Below are 15213 nucleotides of genomic sequence, written 5' to 3' on the forward strand. Positions count from 1 at the left end.
TCGCGCGTGCGAAATTGTCAGGCAGCAGCCTGGGGCATGGCTTGAACGGTGACCCAGTAACGCGTGCGCGCAAGGATCTGCACCGGCAAGGCCAGCGCCAGGTTATGCAGCGCGCGGTCCGTATCGCGCAAGGAAAACACGCCGTTGACGGTCAGGCTGGCCACGGCCGGGTCGCAGCGCAGCAGGCCCGGACGGTAGCGGGCCAGTTCGGCAAGCAGGTCATCGAGGCGCATGTTGTCGGCCACCAGCACGCCTTTCGTCCAGGCCGAGGCGCTGGGCGGCACGGGGGCTGCCGATTGCACGATATCGGTCGAGAAAATGGCACTATAACCCGTGGCTATACCCACGGCGTAGCCGGGCGCATGCGCGAGGCGCACCTCGACGGCACCCTCGAAGACGGCCACGCGCGACGTGTATTCATCTTGCCGTAAAGTAAAACGCGTGCCCAGGGCCAGCACCGTGCCGTGGCGACCTTGCACGCGGAAAGGCCGCTGCATCGGATCGGGATCGTGCGCCGTGGTAACGAGGATTTCGCCAGTGCGCAGGATCAGCAAGCGTTCGCTGGCGTCGAAGCGCACATCGATGGCGGAAGCGGAAGCGAGCATCACGCGCGTGCCATCAGGCAACATGATTTCGCGAATTTCCCCTGTCTCCGTGCCGTGGCCAGCCGTGGCCACTTGCCAGGCATCCGTACCGCGCAGCATGTACGCCATGCCACCCACAGGCAGCAGCACGGCCAGCAGTTTCAGGGCACGGCGGCGGTTCAGGTAAGCGGCTGGCGCCGGTTCGCGCAGCGCGTGGCGGGCCGCGTCGCGCGGTACGCTGTGCAACTTGCCCTCGAACGCTTGCAAACGCTGCCAGGCGATGGCGTGGTGCGGATGGGCGGCGCACCAGCGGGCACAGGCAGCCCGGTCCTCGTCGCTGGCGTCATCGGACCACAGGCGCGCCATCCACTGGGCCGCCTGCTGCACGATGGCCGGCGCAATCACCACATCCATGGCTCAGGCGTCCGGCGCGTGCATGGCCTGGTAGCAGGCCAGCAAGCCGGCGGCGATATATTTTTCGACGGACGAAACAGAGACTTGCAATTCGGCGGCGATGTCGCGGTAGCTCATGCCATCGAGTTTGCACAACAGCAAGGCCTTGCGCGCCTTGGCGGGCAGCCGGTGCAGCACGGCGTCGATTTCCGTCAGCGCCTCGATCACCAGCGCGCGCTCTTCCTCGGACGGGGCCAGCGCTTCGGGCACCAAGGCCAGCACTTCCAGGTAGGCCGCCTCGATCTGGCGGCGGCGGTACAGATCGATGACCATGCCGTTGGCAATCTGCGTCAGGTGGCGGCGCGACTCGCCAGCCGGCGGCACGCGGCCCGTCTTCATCAGGTGCAGGTACACATCGTGCGCCAGGTCGGCCGCATCGAAGGCATTGCCCAGCTTGCGGCGCAATACCCCGCGCAGCCAGCCGTGGTGGTCGGTGTACAGACTGCTGACTTGCTGCTGAAGCGCTAACTCGGCGGTGCTCACGATACCCTTCCTGTCGCCAACGGCCAGCGGTCAAGACGGCACATTGAAATATAAATGAGAATTATTCTCATTATATAGGGAAAAGCAAGCCAAGCGCAACCGGCCTGGCCGGAACGCGTGGCATGGCAAGGCGATGGATCAGTCATGCGGGCAATAAAAAAACCTGCAAATCAATCACTTGCAGGGTTCGTTGTCGCACCGTATGGGGCCAGGTCGGAAGTTAGACGTTGAACAGGAATTTAAAGCATATCGCATTGATTTTATTGACTAATATACTAAAAATTCTATTTTGTACTCACCAACATACCCACTTTTATCAAGACTGTACAAAAACCGCATGAACAACACCGTTTTTTGGAAATAAGTGCCACATAAACAATATTATACTCAGGTTTGAGACTGCGGAAAATGAAGGCTTTTCGAAGTGCCAGCGGATTGTGAGTCCCGTCAATGGCAACTCCCCGACTTCATGTAATCTCAGTACGTGGCGTCAATACACAAGGGACATAGGTACAAAATTATACCTGGCCACCGACAACGACTGGATGACATCGTCGCTGGCCGGGACGACCGGCCAAAACGCTCCTACATGCCACCATGAGGCAAAAAGGGTTCCGCTTCGCTCCAGCCCTCGCGGGCCTCAAATCGCCCTTTTTCAGGTACGCTAGCACCAAAGCTGGCAAGCAATACACGCCCCACCTATTCTCTTAACCGCTCTCTACCGACCGGCACCATGTCTAGCCACGCACGATCCTCTTCATTGAAGCAATAACGGGAAAGTTTACCTTCTTTAGCTTCAGCAAGGCCACGAAGGGTATCCACCACAAACTGAGTCCTAGACTTTCGGCGCATAACAAGTTGCCTTTTTCGGGCACGATTTTTCATACTAAAGCCTTTCAAAGCTAAATTATCCATGTTTACACACAGGCCTTTACAGCTTGGCTAAAAGCACGCGTTAACCTATAAATTTCGCTAGCGAAAACAGGGCATGTAGCCTCCTCATAAGCGCAGGCAGTAAGCCAAAGCATCAACTCATACCGGCCTCCAACTTGTTGCCATGCGGAATCAATGGCATGATCCAAGTGTCAACGATTACTTTTTGGAAAATCATGCGAAATTATATAGTTGGAATGCTCGTTGCCAGCGTGTCGGCTCCGATCCTGGCCCAGAATATGGGCGACGCAATGCAGCAGGCTGAGAAATCCAACACTGACGCGGCATCCGGGACGCCAAATACAGTATCTAGTTTCTTCGGGCGTATGTTAAAAAAAGACGGTGCAGCCAGTGCCGCAAACGGAGGGAAACGGATACAGGACACTCCAATTTATAAAATTTTCGAAAAGTACCCGGTCACGGATTCCCACAATCCGCCAGACTATCCTAAAACGGCTATCAGCATCAGCTACCCTAACTGGCTAAATGAAGGCGACGCCACCATCGGTCGATTCAAACCAAACCAATGCCTGACGTACTCAGTAACATACTGGGCCAATAAAGACGCGCCGCAGATTTATGACAATCTCGTCGTTTGTGCTTCCGACCTGAGCAAGGTTTCTCACTCAAGTTTACGTACAGTTTGGCCATTCTTCGGGCTGTCCGGAACCAACACTGGACAAGTACGAACCACGGGTCCGATACCGCCAGCCACACCGTTTCCGACCGACGCTGCAAGTCGAACCTTCATCGAACGTGGCGGCGTCTTTTTCTTAGGTGCGATCATGACCGCCATGGGCTACGATTGGAATTTTTCGGCTGATTCCCGACGCGTCTGGGTCGTAAAAGTAGGCGAACCAGCATCGATGGCCGATAAGCAAAATCGCAGCACTGGCGAGCAAATGCCTTCCAGTGCTCAAAACCAAGCTGTCCTCAGCAAATGCCGACCCGAAAATTTCAACCAAGACAGATACAACCGAATCACAGTAGGTATGACGCTTGATGCAGTCAAACAGACAATCGGATGCGAACCTGATTCGGATTTCACACAACGCTCCGCAATGAACGTTATGTATAAGTGGGCAGTGACGATCAATAACCTTGTTGCCGCGAAATCTATAGATGTATTTTTTGATCCGACCGGCAAGAAAGTAAAGGGACTTGGCCAACAGTTCAAATTTGCGAGTGGATTCTAATTTACCACTTAGGTAGTGATCGCGACTTGATCTGACAGTTACCCGGTTTGAAGCCTGCGACTGTCAGGTCAAGTGAGCGACTACACCTCAGTTGAGCAGCCATTCACCGCTGTTTTCGATTGCTGCATACATCGCATTTAAGGCCAAATCCAGCTCACCAAGCCAGGTCACTACGCCGTCCACGATCTGCACTTTCTGGAATTCTGAAAGGTTGCTCAAGTGCGTGAACACGCCACGAAAAAAACTCGGCAAGAACCTCACTGCACCTTCCAGCCCATTCTGAAATCGCACTGCCAGCGCAAAGTCTCCAGCAACCTTAACTTCTATAACATCCCATTTCATGGTTCCCTCCAAAAGGGAAATTAGTTTCGTACTCTGCATGTCCTGACACAGCAATTCAGCTTAATGCAACTTGGCCCAGTCGAGCACCTGACCCAACGCTCGGCGCGGCATTTTTTCTCGTCGGCATGGCACCGCTCCCGACCATCTCAATGGCCCCCCCCGCTCGTACCTGGCATAGCCTTACGTACATCATAAAGTTGAGCCTTGAAGAAGTTTTTTGAGATCACCAACGGTCTTACTTTCAGAAAGCCCTGTAGCACCATCGGTCTGAACCAATTTGCTTAACTCTAGGTTCCTCCATCCAGAAGGTTGATCATCAACAGCGATCCAATTATGAACCTTGGCTCGATCAGCCCAGCGCCTGATTTGCTCATAGCGGCTAACATCATCCCACCAGGTTGAGGATTTTTTAAATCCATCGGCATTCCGTCCCATGGCTGAGTGCCAAGTAGCACCAACAACCCGGCGTTGAAGTTCCACGGGTAAATAAGCGCGAGCGCGCGAAAAGCCCAGATCACGCACCCAGCTTGTGGAAAGGACAATCTCCACGTCGGGATAGTCTGCCAGCAAAGCAATCAGACGGTCAGCCCACATGAACAGATGGCCATCGGCACGCAAGATGGGACGGCCGCGTACAAGATAGGTGGCGTCTGGATGCAAAACACCATCAAAATCCAAAAACAAAACCAATTTCTTTTCCATGCTTACAACGTCCTAAATAGACCACGATTTGGCAAAAAAATCGTTCAAGATGACAGATGTGGCCGAGACTGTTCACGCATAAACGCTCAGAATGCAACGAATAAACAATCAGATATCTTGTGCCGCTAGCTAGGCCACTTATCCTGGTTCAGGCAACTGGAGGTGGACGACCAGCCCAGCGACCTTCAATCCATGCCTCCCAATCCCAAACATACGCCAACGCTCCTTCACCTTCCAGCACCGGACACGCTGAACCACGTAACGCCATCGTAAAGTGATCGCGCCAAGGATCAGGAATATCCTGAATCCGAATAAAGTATCGTCGGCCAGCATGCATATAAACTGGCACGGCATGAGCTAACTCTTGCAAATTCATCCTCAAACGCTCCTGGCTTTAGGTCACTCTTCGATGGAAATCGCGGCTCCTAACAGGCGATCTCTTGTTAGGTCCTAAGAAGCAGTTGGCGGTATATCCTCGCCGATGAAACGGCGCATGATGTTCAACGCTCCATTGACTGACGTACCGAGGAATTTTCACGCATAAACACTCAGATCGCTAGAGCCGCTCGGGTTTGACCTTGAAGGGCAACTCGACTTCAGCGCCAACATCCAAGAATATAATCATGCGCGCAACCCAAGGCGGCGCAACTCAAATTTCAAGGCGACCTGCTGGCCTGACATCAAAACATGCTCTCCTTCGCGCCAATCGCTGCAAGACACATCGTCAGCAGTTACACCAGCGGCGTGTAGCTCATGAGCCAAGTCAAGCAAATCGAAGCGCTCGAAGCAACGCCCATCTTCCATCTTGGCCATGAAACCAACATCGGTCAGGTGAACATATGTTTTCATTTATTTTCCTTGAGTCATTGAGCCAGATCAACTATTTTTCAGTAGTCTGAGTCGCTTCGTCGTCAGCGCCGACGGTTAGGTCTTAGATGCTTTTCCCGCCATATCCTCGTCGATAAAACCTCCTAAGATATTCAACGCGCCCTTGACTGATGTACCGAAATATATTCACGCATAAACACTCAGAAGCCGAGAGCCCGTCGAGTTTGAGCTGTGTTGCCATCCTCACTTAGTTGAGCCATTACCCCGTTCAACCATCCCATGATAATCCCGGAATCGCAACAACATACGGCGATGAAACGTTCGCTCATCAGCCTGTTGCAACTGTTGCAAATAGCAATACAATTTACCCTAGTCCTCTAAGACCTTTGCAGATACCACGAGCACTAGATCGGTCTGAGTCTTGCTGTCCGACCCAGCAGACCATGATGCAGGCAGGAAACTCAATCCGGATTTCGATTCGGACGACTGGGTATCCTGCAAACCGCCCAACAGCATTACATCACCGTCTTTGAGTCCTACAGTGGTGGTCAACTGGCGTAGGATCAGTGTAGGAGACCCGATAAGCCCGCTAGTATTCGCCTTAAAGCTACTGATCTGCGCGTCCACGTCCAGGCTAATTTCTCCGCTACCCAATACGCGGGGCAAAGCGTCAATGATGACACCAGACGGCGTATACACGATGTTTTGAACCCGATTGCCTGCATTGTCGTTACCACTGCTAGAAACAGTGGCCGTCTTGTCACCTACGGTCAATTTAAGCTTGGTCCTGTCGTAGCCAACAAGACGGCTGTTCGTAACCTGTTTGAAACGGGCATCGCTGTTCAGCGCATCGATGACCAGCTCAAAGCGTGTGTTCTTTAGACTGATAACAGAACCGGAATTAATCGTACCGAGCGAGGCTCCCAACTTGGCACCAAGAAAGGATGCCGCCAATGAAATACCACGACCAGAGCCGCTGCTGTTAGTGACCTCAATCCACGATGCAGAGACGTCGACCATCTTGGCGTGTGTATCAAGACTGCGGCACAACGAAAGCATCTTGGAAACAGCTGCTTTAGAGCCAGTGAGCACCACCAATTCGCCAGCGACGGTGGCCGCCTTAGCACCGAAACCAGCGGCGACGACTACGGCCACAAACTCGCTGGTCCGGTGAATGGGCGCAAAAAGTTCCGATTCCTCGTCTTCCTTCCGGGTTTGAAAACCTGCGGAATCTGGCAGCACGGGACCATCGATGCCAATGGGCGCGATTTGCGGGCCAGTGAGGCTCAATGTCTGACTAGCCGAGTGCGCAGGTAGCGACTGGCTCGCAATGACATCCTGTGGGCCGCTCTCACGGTTCAGCGACAGGTAGTAGATGCCACCCTTGAGCGTCGTAACAATCCCCTCGCGCAACAACAGGTCCTCAACGAAGCGTGGCAGCTCGGCGGCGTCGATGTTCTTTACGTTAATCGTGATTCGTTTGTCGATTCCGATAACGTCGGGCGATACCACGAAGTCCCGGTGCATGATCGCCTTAAACATGGCTTCGCCGAACGCCATCAGCGGCGTGGCATTGAAGCTCAGTGAAACAGGAGCCGGGGCCGGTGCAGCAATCGCCAAGACAGGGGCCAGGATCAGGGCCGACAGAAAGCGCCTCATTGCGCACCTCCTCTGACCCACAGTCCCGTTTCGATTTCGGCCTCCCAGCCGCTGGCACCAGACTTGAAGCGCAGCGGCGATACAACACGGCCATCGGAGAGAACCACGCTCACCGAACCGGAGTTGGTAAGAAACCCTTTACCGGTAACGGTCTCGGAGAACTTGACCGGCTTGGCCGCATCGGCCACGGCGGCAGAGGGGGTGAAAAACATCGGCCCAAGTACATGGGAGCCTACGCCCCCGAGTACGAGGCCAAACATTAGAGCGATTGCGAGAAACTTGGTCATGTGCTTGTGCGGTGGTTTGGGAGGACTCGGGCGGTCTGTGAGCAATTCGTAGTCCTGGGGAATACGTACAGGGCCAATGAAGCCAGGACGGATGCCCGTGCGGGACTGCAAGTGCCAGCTAGGCAGCAAACAGTGGATAGCGTGGGGATAGCTGTCGGAGAACACCTGCGTAGTGTTGTACGCCCGATTCAGGTCATCGCCCCTGAAGTGCCAGCGGTCGGCGACTACACCTTCCGGAGAGCAGCCGAGGCGCACCACGCCGATATGCATGCGAGGCAGTGAGCCATCGCTGAAACCAGCGGTGACAAGCTTGAAGGCGGCTGAAACGAACGGCACTTTCATCCGATCAAGGCGGCTCATGCGCACCACGTACTCGAACAGGCTATCGCGCAACTGCTTGTCAATCTGGCTGATGTTCTGGCAGATGAAGTACACATCCCATCCGTACTTACGCGCATGGATAGCCCATTCCAGCAGCTCCTTACGTCCGCCAGCTTGGAAGTCCCGCGTATTCAACCAGGACGCGCATTCGTCGAGGAACAACGCCCCGTTGTGCGACTCATCGAAACCGGGAAGAAGCTGCGGCGCAGGCGGCGTGTACTCGAATCCCTTAACGGTGTGCTTGACCACCGGCTCGAAGTCGATGAAGCGGTTGCCTGAACCGATGGCGTACAAATCCGCCGACGTGGGCTTGTCGGGAACCCGTATGACGGTTTGCTTAGACTGACCCGGCATCATGTGTTCCATGAACACGTCGCAGTTTGTCGCAACGCGTTTGCCAGCGCGCAGGTAGTCGCGCAACAACTTCATTGCGCCTTTGCCCTTTCCGCTTCCAAGCTTGCCGGTGATTGCGTAGACGGCCATGTCACGGCCTCCCAAAATGTTCAGTCGAGAACAGAGCGAAAACAATACCGCGAAAAATTATCATGATTAAACCAACTTATCCAAAGTACGTTTCTTGTAAATGTAGAGCTGGCACGCCGTATAGACGGACATGTAACAACTCGCCAGCCCATAGGTGGTCGAATTGAACCCAAGCGATAGGCCCACGGCGAACGAAGGGTGCGACGTGCTGATCGCCTGAATAGCGGGACCGCACACGTACTGCGCGCAGCCCTGGCCTGCGGCCCACAGAACACTGACCATCAGCGCGAGCGTGGTGACGGCCCACACCTTCATGCCGATGTTGGAGGTGGCGTTAAAGCCGATGAACGCTAAAATTGACTGGAACATGGAACTTCCTTTTTATGCGGCCAGAGCGCCGCGAATTTGTTGGACACAGCCAAGTAGGCAGAAGAACGCCAGCACGCCGTTGATGAACGTCATAAACACATTAAATGGTCCGCATACATCCATTTCCACCGAGGCCGTGCCCAATGGGTTGTCGAGCCTCGGATTAACGCAAACGGCGGTCGGGATATTCGGGATGAAAGACCACTGGAAACTCATGCCGGTATTAATGAACGACTTCGAGTAGTCGTCCCATGAGGTACGGTTGTCCTTGTACGCCTTTTCGGTCGCGGTCATGGAGCTGTCGGCGGCCATGTTCACCTCACAGCGTGGTTGCGAACTGCCACCGCAAGCAGTGGGCACGGTTTGCGCCGACGCCGACAGGGCTGCCAGCGCGATGACGAGGAAAATGAGAAAACGGGGCATGGTCATGTCTTAATAGCGCTCTGTACCTGTCTGACGCATCCATACACACAGGCAATAGCCAGCACGGCGTTAAGAAAGAACGTAAACTTATTAAAGCCTCCACAGATGTTCATTTCGACAGGGCCTCCGGTGACAGGGTTACGGAGGGAGGGATTGACGCAGGCGGTGGTTGGAATCTGTGGGATGAACGACCACCGGAATTTGTTCGGGTCGATGTTGTCCATCTTCCCTTTTAAGCCCGTGTTGGCCTGATCGATGCTGGCGCGTGAAGCAGCATCCTTTTCCTGCATGTCGGCGTTAGTGTTAGCGACCATCGAGCAAACGCCCTGACCCGGTCCGCCACAGCCTAAGCCGTTGTTCGGATCAGGTGGAGGCGTGACAGTGGTATGGACAATGACGTATCCCCCGGTGCCTGGATCGTAGATGCCGGTGTCAAAACAAGTCTTGCCACCATTCGCCTTATTAATACAGACATCGAATCCGTTACCGGCGTTGGCCTTGACGTCGATGCTCGACTTGCCATCAGAACCAGGCACGCTCAGGTTAGAAGTGGACTCCATGCCAGCACAGGCGGGATTGGCCGAATCGGTCATGATCTGCTTGGTAGCAGGATCAAACAGCATCTCGCAGGGGGTATCCATCGGCTTCTTAACCTTGGTAGCATCAGTAAGACTGCACCGGTAATTGCCGCTGGCGTCTTTCCCGCCGTCCACATAACCAGGATCACAAGCCAAAGTCACATTGGTGGCTTGATCGAACAAATAAACGACGCTGACATAACGATAGACATTGCCCGTACAGCACTCAATACCATGTATGGTGGCAGACTTACCACCTGTTAGATGCCAAAGATAACTCTCCGTATCCCGAGTAGGACCTAAACAATCTGGATATTGTTCATTCTCCTTAGTCACACACGTAGTATGCAAAGCAACAAAGGGAATGGCTAATGGCGATGCCGGTAGTTTTTGAGGAACCACCAAAATCCCGGTTACAACACCGCCAGCGGAATAAGAGCCATTGTATTGAGAGCGCTGTACCCCGGCGTCCGTACCAGCTACTCCGACATTTGCCTGCGTGAGCACTCCAATATCAGATGGTCCAACAGGAACGCCAGGAATTTCCTGCGCACTGGCTGGAGGTCCTTTGCCGGAAGCAGCAATGACCGGCTTAGGCGTCACGTCCCGCTTACCTGGTGCCGGGTCGTTGAACTTAGCCGGGTTAGGATTCTCGCGCTTAGCGTCTGGTTGAAGGTTAACCGTGAGAGCAGGTTTGGGCAATTGCGCGGCGGGAATGGGCGTCTTGGTCGTACATGGCGCGCTGAGTGCGAACTTATTGCAGTCCCACCAGAACAGCGCGGCAAAAATACCGACCTGTCCAACAACCAGATCGGTAACGAGCAAATTGGAACCAACCAGCAGCCAAGGAATAATCAGCGGCACGATGGCGCGGGCGCTGCGAATCGGCACGACAATTAGGGAGGCCGATATGAACGAGACGGCGAGGATTTTTTTAAACGATGCCATTTTGCACTTGCCATAAAAAACGGCCAGAGTCGCTAAACGCTGGCCGAAAAAGTCTATCGGAGCGAGACCGTTTAACCGGCTTTACTGAACGCCTTTTTCATCATCTTGATGCCCCAGAAGCCGCCAGCAACCAACACAGCGACCGCGAAGGCGGCAGTGATGTAGGTAGTTGCCTGAGCCGACAGCGCAGTGATCGCATCGACGCCAGGATCGGCGGCTTGAGCGAACGAGGTGGCGGAAGCAGCGAAAGCACCGACAGCTACCAGACCTTTTTTGATATTTGCGTTCATGTGAAAATCTCTTTCAGGAGAGCCGTTAATGAAACCCCGGTTTGGCAACGCCGAGGAGTGCTACAAAATATTTAATGTGACAAGTCCATAGAGTTAATCAAGCGACTCTATTGCCTGACGTGCAATCCGCCGAATAGACCCACCTGCAAAGCCGAGGCCGAAGGCGGTAAGGCAGTAGCCAACGATTTGGTAGACGGTCATTTGTGGTCGAACCAGCGGTGAACGATGTACTTGAAAAGATAAACCCCGCCGACGAAAAGTACGGTCAATAGCAGAATCGGCCAAAGGGATTTAAGGAGAATGCTCATTCGTCCCCCTCTCGGCATCGCAACCAAACGCCAATTTTCCAACGTGACAAAAAAACAAACCGTGCAAATTTATAAAAAATTATGCCAATAAATCCTGCAAGCCAAGAAAATATAATCTGGAAAGCAAAAGCGCTTTTAAACCACTCAATATCAGCAGTCATCATCGTCATCCCAGAAACCCTATCAATTAAAATCACAAAGAGGATGGAAACGACAGCAATCCCCAAGAAAAATATTGGCGAATTAACTTCGTAATTTTTCTTGTCATAGATTTCTTGCGCCAATTTTCTTTCTGGCATTGGAAGAGAATCAATACGCATAAATTGAGACATCGATTTTTCATAACGAAAAAAAAATGTACAAACAAATCCAGCAAAACCGGAACAAAATATATTGATACCCATTAATACATACATGGCTTCAAATTCGACGGGGCTTATCGTCATCGTTGCCCCCCGGCAATCCAGCCCAAGGAGAAGATGACGACTACGGCAATAGCCAAAACAAATTCCGGCGTCATTGCGTCCATTCAAATACCTCCTCTTTTCCTGTCTCCAATAGCGACGGCTACTCTTCGATGAGATCGAGCGTATGCTCAACCGGCACTACCTTCACAACCTCACCGGTTTGCTTATCCTTCGTTTCATACGGCTTGCGCTGAAAACCGCCCAACACACATGGAACTGAGATTTCCTCGCCCTTATCTCCCAGACGGGCTTTGCTACGAATCTCAACCATCTGCGGCCGCGAATAGACATCGGCCGCAGGCGTGATCACCTGTGTGTAGCGCTTTCCTTCATAGGTTTTGGAACCCTCGATACGACCGCTCACCATCACCTGCATTGCCTTGCTGGCCTGATGACTCTTCTTGTCGTCCATCTTCATCATTACGTTCGATTCCGCCATTTTTTATTCCCCTAAACTATCTGCATAATTTCCGGCTTGCGTGCTACTTCTCACGATTGCGCGCCGGTACAAAACACAATCGCTTTATAAAAACTTGAATCCATTTTTAGTGGCTAGGCCGCTTGCGCGAACGCATGACAGCAGCCTCCTGACGGGTTCCGATATTTTTCGCGCAGGTACGTTAAGTGCGCACTTGGCGCGCCTGGTGGGCGTTTCTTGTGGCGCATGTACAGCCCAGCGTGGTCAACCTTGATGCAAGGCTTGCCAGTGTCCGGGTGAAAGCTCCGGCTCTCATCAAAGGACGGAGAGGGAATTTTATTTTTTGGCTGATACGCTGGCGCGACTTCTACCGGCTGCGTATACTTATTTACACTAGTCCAAGTAGAGGCAGAAGCGGCCGCGATTCGAGTCCAGGGCGGAGATGAGCACGCCCCGACGCTATGACGGGCAAAGGACGATCCGACGCTCTCGCTTGGCCCTGTGATCGTCCATTGGTAACGCACGGACTCATAAACGACTTGTGGCTGGCGCGCCAAGTACACGCCTACAGGCTTTTCCACTTCCTCAGTCTCATACCGGCCAGCGATCATCACCTCTCTCGAAGCCAACCGTATCTCTGTATCGCGGCCACATTGAGGTCCGCCCATAGCCCAAATGAATCGCGCGAAATCCGCCCGCTGTACAACCGTCGGATCATCCGATTCAACCTTTTGCGTCGCTTGGTACGCGTCACGAATTAGCTCATCCGCGTGCAGCAAAGCACCTTCATCTAAACGGCTTAGCTCGCGCCATACCGAGATTTGCGGCCCGCCAATTGGTTGGAACTGACGAATATCCCAAACTTGCGCCCAATACGTCACACGCTGAGACGCCGTCAATTCAACATCACCGAATCTGTCCACAGCAATGACGTAGGTCTCCCCACTTTCGAAAGTCTTATGATCGCCTACGCCCGTCCCATCGATATTCTTGCTTACGTACTTGGCGATGTAACCCGCTGCAGTACCCTTCCCTGCCTCGATTTTGACCAATTTGACTCGGTTTTTCTGGGCACCGTCCTCGTCTCCATCCATTTGCAGCGCGTACTTACGGATTACACGCTCCATGATCTCAACTTCGTGCGGAGCTAAGAAAAGCAACATATGCCAGTGCGGACAGCCGTCTGTATGAGGCTCTGCAATACGGAAACCATAAGGCCTGATGCCACGACGATGGAGTGCTGAACGAATCAAAGCCCAAACGCCAACCAGATACTTTTGCGCGTCGGATGGCGTAAAGTCTTTGTAACCATCGTTCGTACCACCTACGCTATGGAATTTACTGGGACAAGTAATCGTCCAAAACAAACCGACATGACCCAGCACGCTCGCCACCTCTTCAAATCCTCGAATACGTAGCATCAGTTCACCACGACGAATCGCCTTATTCGCAGTCCCCAACGTAGCCAGCTTGGCTAAGCTGTACACATCACCGTACTCATTAGTAGCGATACATAATTCCAACAATTTTTGGTTCTCATTGTTTTGCGCCGCCTGCGCTATCGCTATTTCACGGCTGATGTAAGGATCAGCACGCAAGTGTGTCAGGCCAAGCTGTATCGACGTATGTTCAAACCGGCGCACAAGCTCCTTGCGCAACCTCCGTCGCCACCATCCCTTATCAACAGCACGCGCGATATACCCGCCCAGGGTTCTGGCCACGGGTTCTGAAACGCCTCGGCGCGCGCACACTTCGGCAATACCTGCCTGAATAGCGTCAGCTGTCTGGACGCGATCACAAACTAAATAACACTCCCGTGCCGCTTGTTCCGCAGCCACAGAAATAGCAATAGGTCCCGTCATAACACCGTATTGATCTACCAGCGGTAGACGCAAATCGTCAGCCAATAAGGCATCAATTACGCGCTGTCGACGCATGTTCAATCCACCAAACAAACGATGCACGGCATTTGCCATACGTAACGGTATCCCCATGTTCTGCATCAGTGCACCTTGCTGGCAGGATTGTTCGTGGGCGTGTCACACATGCATTTCTGTATCACGATCAGCTCACACAACAAACTTTGAAGTGCACTCCAAACGATATCTCGCTCTCGCGTATCAAAAGATATAAGGCTGCTAGTGGCGCGCTCCGCAGGAAAATTTGCAGCCATAACAGCGACAGTACGGGCTGAAATTGAGGCGCGCGTCCAAAAAATTCCACGGACAGCTTCTGCATCAACGGCACGAATAGCCGGGTTGAAACCAGTGATTTGCATGGACCTCTTCATGCCGCAAGTTCCCTTGAAATCAAAGTACTCTGACAAACAGGTCCGCCCATGGCGGACGCACGGCAAAATTCGCCCGCACCCGCTACCGCGTGCACGTTCGAGCTTTGCCGTGAAGCAGTCCCAGGAGCGTCAACAACCATGAAACTCGGCGAGGCTGAACCGCGACGAGACTCAACAAGTTGCCCTATATTTTTCCGAATCGGACAGCCAAACTCAGTTCCAGGCGCAGGCGCAGCGAGAGCGGCTTCAGCAGCAGCAAGGTCTGCAGATGGGACACGTGCGCCATGAGGATAAATAACCTCAACGCGCAAAACACTTTCCCCAAGCTTCGAAAGGAATTCGTTTTTCATCTGCTGAGCGGTCAATACGCAAAGTAAGAAATCGTCGAAAGCAGCTTGCGAAAGCATGGTTGCACCACTGAAAATCCGATACGTAAATACTGGCCGCGCGCAAGGAAAGGTACGGCCGACGGATGTTATTTTTGCAATGGAATTTTGATTCATGAACGACGATTCCCGGCTATCCATGCATCAAGTTCGCTCTGGACAAAACCCAGCTTGCGCTTACCCAAACAAACTGGACGTGGGAAATTTGAATCGTCGTCACGCAGCCAACGCCACAACGTCACTCGACTTATGCCGAGAATCTCTAGAACATCTGAATATGAACGTATGTGCGTATTCCGGTCAACGTGACCGCTGATTCCGGTCTATCGTGACCGCTGCGCATTCAATGATGTTACGCGGCTAAATTGTAGTCGGTGCGGTCACGATGGATCGATATTTTTCTCC

The 15213-nt window shown here is 53.2% G+C and carries 20 protein-coding genes; 1 reads left to right on the forward strand and 19 read right to left on the reverse strand.

The genetic code is table 11. The features are described from left to right. Positions 1-17: 17 nt before the first annotated feature. From ACQ4WP_RS21570 to ACQ4WP_RS21580, 3 genes are all read right to left on the reverse strand, one after another. Complete coding sequence (locus ACQ4WP_RS21570; protein WP_436524216.1) at positions 18-998, reverse strand: FecR domain-containing protein; 981 nt, start codon at positions 996-998, stop codon at positions 18-20. A gap of 3 nt (positions 999-1001) precedes the next feature. Further along, the gene (locus ACQ4WP_RS21575; RefSeq protein WP_436524218.1) at positions 1002-1520 is read right to left on the reverse strand and encodes a sigma-70 family RNA polymerase sigma factor; all 519 of its coding nucleotides are present in this window, start codon (positions 1518-1520) and stop codon (positions 1002-1004) included. Between the two features lie 699 nt (positions 1521-2219). Continuing rightward, the gene (locus tag ACQ4WP_RS21580) at positions 2220-2435 is read right to left on the reverse strand and encodes a hypothetical protein (RefSeq protein WP_128089107.1); all 216 of its coding nucleotides are present in this window, start codon (positions 2433-2435) and stop codon (positions 2220-2222) included. A 158-nt stretch (positions 2436-2593) separates the two neighbouring features. On the opposite strand from ACQ4WP_RS21580, the gene ACQ4WP_RS21585 reads away from it, so the two are divergent. After that, the gene (locus ACQ4WP_RS21585) at positions 2594-3649 is read left to right on the forward strand and encodes a hypothetical protein (protein WP_436524220.1); all 1056 of its coding nucleotides are present in this window, start codon (positions 2594-2596) and stop codon (positions 3647-3649) included. Between the two features lie 87 nt (positions 3650-3736). Here ACQ4WP_RS21585 and ACQ4WP_RS21590 read toward each other — a convergent pair whose 3' ends face one another. The 16 genes from ACQ4WP_RS21590 to ACQ4WP_RS21665 all read right to left on the reverse strand — a co-directional run bounded on the left by ACQ4WP_RS21590 (position 3737) and on the right by ACQ4WP_RS21665 (position 15125). Then, the gene (locus ACQ4WP_RS21590) at positions 3737-3991 is read right to left on the reverse strand and encodes a DUF2442 domain-containing protein (protein WP_436524224.1); all 255 of its coding nucleotides are present in this window, start codon (positions 3989-3991) and stop codon (positions 3737-3739) included. Between the two features lie 189 nt (positions 3992-4180). Next, positions 4181-4693 (reverse strand): HAD domain-containing protein, encoded by a 513-nt coding sequence (locus tag ACQ4WP_RS21595; RefSeq protein ID WP_436524226.1) that lies wholly within the window; start codon positions 4691-4693, stop codon positions 4181-4183. Between the two features lie 148 nt (positions 4694-4841). Further along, positions 4842-5069, reverse strand: a complete 228-nt coding sequence (locus ACQ4WP_RS21600) for a prolyl 4-hydroxylase family protein (protein ID WP_128089108.1) — start codon at positions 5067-5069, stop codon at positions 4842-4844. Positions 5070-5314: 245 nt separating this feature from the next. Further along, a complete protein-coding gene (locus ACQ4WP_RS21605; RefSeq protein WP_436524228.1) occupies positions 5315-5542 on the reverse strand; it encodes a hypothetical protein in 228 nt (75 codons plus the stop codon). A 348-nt stretch (positions 5543-5890) separates the two neighbouring features. After that, the gene (locus ACQ4WP_RS21610) at positions 5891-7180 is read right to left on the reverse strand and encodes a type II secretion system protein GspD (protein WP_436524230.1); all 1290 of its coding nucleotides are present in this window, start codon (positions 7178-7180) and stop codon (positions 5891-5893) included. Continuing rightward, the gene (locus ACQ4WP_RS21615; protein WP_436524232.1) at positions 7177-8331 is read right to left on the reverse strand and encodes a zonular occludens toxin domain-containing protein; all 1155 of its coding nucleotides are present in this window, start codon (positions 8329-8331) and stop codon (positions 7177-7179) included. The genes ACQ4WP_RS21610 and ACQ4WP_RS21615 overlap by 4 nt, the downstream gene beginning before the upstream one ends. A gap of 66 nt (positions 8332-8397) precedes the next feature. Continuing rightward, a complete protein-coding gene (locus ACQ4WP_RS21620; RefSeq protein WP_436524234.1) occupies positions 8398-8700 on the reverse strand; it encodes a hypothetical protein in 303 nt (100 codons plus the stop codon). Positions 8701-8712: 12 nt separating this feature from the next. Beyond that, positions 8713-9123, reverse strand: coding sequence for a hypothetical protein (locus tag ACQ4WP_RS21625; protein WP_436524236.1), 411 nt, complete (start codon positions 9121-9123; stop codon positions 8713-8715). A 2-nt stretch (positions 9124-9125) separates the two neighbouring features. After that, a complete protein-coding gene (locus tag ACQ4WP_RS21630) occupies positions 9126-10649 on the reverse strand; it encodes a hypothetical protein (RefSeq protein WP_436524238.1) in 1524 nt (507 codons plus the stop codon). A 71-nt stretch (positions 10650-10720) separates the two neighbouring features. Continuing rightward, complete coding sequence (locus tag ACQ4WP_RS21635; protein WP_436524240.1) at positions 10721-10939, reverse strand: major coat protein; 219 nt, start codon at positions 10937-10939, stop codon at positions 10721-10723. A 304-nt stretch (positions 10940-11243) separates the two neighbouring features. Continuing rightward, the gene (locus tag ACQ4WP_RS21640) at positions 11244-11780 is read right to left on the reverse strand and encodes a hypothetical protein (protein WP_436524242.1); all 537 of its coding nucleotides are present in this window, start codon (positions 11778-11780) and stop codon (positions 11244-11246) included. Positions 11781-11814: 34 nt separating this feature from the next. After that, a complete protein-coding gene (locus ACQ4WP_RS21645; protein WP_436524244.1) occupies positions 11815-12153 on the reverse strand; it encodes a single-stranded DNA-binding protein in 339 nt (112 codons plus the stop codon). Positions 12154-12266: 113 nt separating this feature from the next. Beyond that, positions 12267-14135 (reverse strand): replication endonuclease, encoded by a 1869-nt coding sequence (locus tag ACQ4WP_RS21650; RefSeq protein ID WP_436524246.1) that lies wholly within the window; start codon positions 14133-14135, stop codon positions 12267-12269. Further along, complete coding sequence (locus ACQ4WP_RS21655) at positions 14135-14410, reverse strand: hypothetical protein (protein WP_436524248.1); 276 nt, start codon at positions 14408-14410, stop codon at positions 14135-14137. The genes ACQ4WP_RS21650 and ACQ4WP_RS21655 overlap by 1 nt, the downstream gene beginning before the upstream one ends. A gap of 8 nt (positions 14411-14418) precedes the next feature. After that, a complete protein-coding gene (locus ACQ4WP_RS21660; protein WP_436524250.1) occupies positions 14419-14925 on the reverse strand; it encodes a hypothetical protein in 507 nt (168 codons plus the stop codon). Then, positions 14922-15125, reverse strand: coding sequence for a helix-turn-helix transcriptional regulator (locus tag ACQ4WP_RS21665; protein ID WP_436524260.1), 204 nt, complete (start codon positions 15123-15125; stop codon positions 14922-14924). Before ACQ4WP_RS21665 ends, ACQ4WP_RS21660 begins: the two co-directional genes overlap by 4 nt. Positions 15126-15213 lie beyond the last annotated feature (88 nt).

The sequence above is a fragment of the Janthinobacterium lyxosi genome (assembly GCF_051380665.1).
Classification (GTDB): domain Bacteria; phylum Pseudomonadota; class Gammaproteobacteria; order Burkholderiales; family Burkholderiaceae_D; genus Janthinobacterium.